3 protein-coding genes are annotated in these 3,382 nt (G+C 34.5%); 1 reads left to right on the forward strand and 2 read right to left on the reverse strand.

What is annotated here, in order from left to right:
• Positions 1-436: 436 nt before the first annotated feature.
• On the forward strand, positions 437-760 hold the full coding sequence (locus tag J536_RS23505; RefSeq protein ID WP_081404200.1) for a hypothetical protein: 324 nt from the start codon (positions 437-439) through the stop codon (positions 758-760).
• A 23-nt stretch (positions 761-783) separates the two neighbouring features.
• Here the strand turns inward: J536_RS23505 and J536_RS23510 are convergent, their stop codons facing one another.
• Positions 784-1,872 carry a M48 family metallopeptidase gene (locus J536_RS23510; RefSeq protein WP_032064155.1) on the reverse strand — a complete coding sequence of 363 codons (1,089 nt, stop codon included), beginning with the start codon at positions 1,870-1,872 and terminating at the stop codon, positions 784-786.
• Positions 1,873-1,891: 19 nt separating this feature from the next.
• Positions 1,892-2,980, reverse strand: coding sequence for a YjgN family protein (locus tag J536_RS23515; protein WP_032064156.1), 1,089 nt, complete (start codon positions 2,978-2,980; stop codon positions 1,892-1,894).
• Positions 2,981-3,382 lie beyond the last annotated feature (402 nt).

Genomic DNA, 3,382 nt, shown 5'->3' on the forward strand with positions numbered 1-3,382 from the left:
AATGCACCGGTCTTGAAAACCGACGAGGGTGTGAGTCCTCCGTGAGTTCGAATCTCACCGCTTCCGCCAAATTCGAAAAGCCCCTGTTAAAAGCTGGGGCTTTTTTTTATATCTATTATTTTACCCCTCATTCTACCCCACATAAAAATTTGGATTGCGTTAGACAGATTTTGATTTCAGTTTAATTTTATATTGTGTAGTTAATGCACCATCATAATGGTCAATATCTTGTAATTGTTTGATGAATTCTTTCGGGGCAACTATTGCTGCTATATGTATAATTATGGGTAGAATAGCTCCTTATAATACTAATTCCTTTGCATCACTAACTTGCAAAGTAAAATTGACTGATATGTACCAAATTTAAATTAAGAGATATGGATAATTCATGAATTTAATAAATCACAGTAGTAAGTTCTTTTTTGCAATTTTTCTTATGATGAATCTTTCAAATACATATGCAGCAAAAATACAGGCTGTAGATGCTGAAGTACAGGAGAGTGCTGTAGATGCAATGGAAGCGGCTGGAGCAGAAGCTGTAGAGGCTGGTGGAGGGGAGACTGCATGCCGTGCTGACGAGGCATGTGATGTTGCATCTGCTATTTCTGAGGATGAAATGTATGGTGGCATTCAACAAGAATATGTCGTAAAAGGCTGTAAGGTAACAATCTACAATGATGGGCCTGTGAAAATGGTCAATGTAAAGACGGATCAACCATGTGATGCTCCACTTCCTAAAGACCATAAATTTTCTAGATAGACTCTGTGTACCTATAAATTATTTTATGCACCTTTCTGTTTTTTCTCAAAATCATGAACCATTCGAATACGCTCTTCGGTTGCAGGATGAGAGGATAAAGCATCAAGAACAGCTGTAGATAGTTTATTAGCTGAAGATTCTTCTTGAGAAGTTGGTGGGGTGGACTGATTTTTCTTATCGAGACCTTCTTCCGTTGTATCGCTTAAACGTTGTAAGAAATTTGCGAAGTGAGAGACTTCGATATGCTTCCTATCCATCAGCTGTAAAGCATATAGATCGGCTTCGGACTCAAATTTACGTGAATAATTTGCACCAATCATAGCGGCAGGTAAGGACGTAAATAAGTCTGAATTATCTCCTGTCATTGCAATGTATAATATACTTAGACCTAAACTCGTTAACCCTTGTTGCAAACTATGGCGATAAACCAAATGGCCTTGTTCATGGGCTAATACGCCTAAGATTTCCTGATTCGTATGTGCCAATTTGATTAGTTCATCTGTGATAATAATCGTATTATTGGGTAGCGCTACAGCATTAGCCCCTAACTGATCGCCTTTACGGAAGACTAATTTGGCTGGTTTGTTTTCAGCAACAGTATTCAAATACTGTTTAGTAATTTGGTCTTTTTGAGTTTGTGCTAATTGGCTGGGTGCAGTCCAATTATTTAATACATAATTCTCGGCTTCATCACCTAGTTTCTTTAAAGTATTCTCAGGCAATTGAAAAGCAAGATAATGGGATGTGGCTGGAACACCCCATTTGACTAGACTGATCGCAAAAGTAATCACAAAAATTACACTAAAAAGAATAAGACCCGGAGAGCGTTCAAATTTCCAGATCGAATGTTGAACCTTTTTAGTTGTGTAATTAAACCATTCAGGTAATGCACTATGAAATTCAATTCGTGCATCATCAGATAATTCAATTACTGGGTGTAACTGTCCCAGCGCACCAATCAATTTCATATCAGTATATTGATAATGACGCTGAAGTTCTAATTGCTCACCATACCGAATTAGAACCTCAGATTCAGATTGAGCTGAAATCTGAGCAGGGTATGGTTTAGACACTAGGCCATCATAGAAAGTGATATCTACTGCGTGGGACATAAATTATTAACTCAGATTGTTATAAAGAGATGTCGATATCAAAAATATCACTGATTTCTTCAGCTAAAGCACTTTGCTCTTGTTGAGCTAGATTCATCATTTGATCTGGATCATCTAATAAAACTAAACTCATCGATTCAATCTGATATTTGTGAATACGAACTGCAGCCCAAGCAGACATTAAACCTATGGATAAGATTTTTACAATCCAGTTCGATGCTACAATCCATGCAAAACGCCATTGATTACAGTCTGTTTTAAATTGACTGTTTCCAACTGTAGTATTGTTCCATGTCGTAATAAAAATACGTGCAGCAATTAATGGATAAATAAATAATCCAATAAATGCATATACCGTAAATATTCCAAAGAATATAGCGTTTGGTGAGAACCCAGAAATTGTTCCTGCCATAGCAAAGTAAATGATTGAAAAAATAGAAATTATACCAATTGCAATAAAAACTGGTATATAAACTGCAGCCATATATGCAGACCATTTCGCGTTTAATTTAAAATTTAATTGTCCAGCATATAAGTTGTTAAGATAATATTTTTTATATAGCCAAATAGCTACAGGTGTAAAGATTCCTAGAGTGAAAATATATACCAATATACTCAAAAGAAAGACTTTATAAGATTCTTTTATTGTTCCACCAAAATAAAAACGTGCGTTGCCGAACTTACTATTTCTTGCAGTAAAACGCAAAGTAGCGCGAATTAGCCAAGGTACTGCTGCATATAGCGCAACTAGTCCAACCACAGTCGCAATCATTGAATACTGTGAGGAAATTGCAAATACGACGTAAATTCCTAATGCAATTAAACGTCCAATCAAAATCTTGGTTGGAATGCCTGTAAAATCAAAGCGACGTTCAAAAAATTCTGTATTGCCATAGAAATAGCGTAAGCGACGAACTTTAGCCCAAGGCGCATAGAAGCTTAAAGTAATAATAGTCAAAAGAATATTAACGATCCAGATTCCAAAATATTCTGAGGCATTCCCATGAAACTTAAAATGATGAATTCCTGAGTGTGAAATTGGTGGAGTTGTAATATTTTGATCCTCATTTAAATCTTGAGGAAGAGAGGTTAAAGCTTGGTCTTGCATTTTATTCTCTTTATTGAAAATATATGATCTTGATTGAATGTAATAGATAATTAGAAAACTATTGAGAATATTATATATTTTTTATAAATTGAAATAAATAGAATAAAAAGCAAGCAATAATTTATCAGCTCTTTTTTGTTGAATTATTCGGAGCAGAAAGCTTATCGCGAGAAGTATAAATAATAGGTTTAAAGGTATCGGTGACTTATTGTGATTGTAAATTTAGTAGTAATTCTAAGAAAAACTTTCTACATCATTAATTTCATCATTTACCATTTTTATATTCTCATCTTACCTGTTAAAACTAATATATCTATATAAAATTCAATCCCGTTATAAACCCCAATTTAACAATAACTCATTCATTATTTATCCTTACTTTTTAATGATCTAATTTAAAAC

Source organism: Acinetobacter sp. 809848 (genome assembly GCF_000581275.1).
Classification (GTDB): Bacteria; Pseudomonadota; Gammaproteobacteria; order Pseudomonadales; family Moraxellaceae; genus Acinetobacter; species Acinetobacter pittii.